At 75.7% G+C, this 280-nt stretch carries 1 protein-coding gene; it reads right to left on the bottom strand.

Translation table 11 applies throughout. The annotated features are described in order from the left end of the window. Positions 1 to 249: hypothetical protein (locus tag QWY28_RS23580; protein ID WP_300955342.1), on the bottom strand; the 249-nt coding region annotated here is incomplete at its 3' end. Positions 250 to 280: the final 31 nt, after the last annotated feature.

Raw genomic sequence — 280 nt, forward strand, 5'->3', positions numbered from 1 at the left:
GGTCCGATCGCGCTCGACGTCGGAGGCCGACGGTGCCGCGACGCCCGGCGTGTCGGTCCGGTCGAGGGCCGAGGGCGCCGGCACGCGCGCCGCACGTTCCTGCAGCGCCCGGTGCTCCTCGCGCAGCGCCCTGAGCTGCTCGAGCCGAGTGGCCGCGGTCGACTCGGCCAGCTTCAGCTCCCGTACGGCACGGTCCCGTCCTGCCTGGAGCTCCACGGCCTGCTCGAGGAGGCGGTCCCGTTCGGCCACCACGTCAGCTCGACCGCTCCGCTCGCGATCC

The sequence above is a fragment of the Nocardioides oceani genome (assembly GCF_030412965.1).
In the GTDB taxonomy this organism is placed as follows: Bacteria; Actinomycetota; Actinomycetes; order Propionibacteriales; family Nocardioidaceae; genus Nocardioides; species Nocardioides oceani.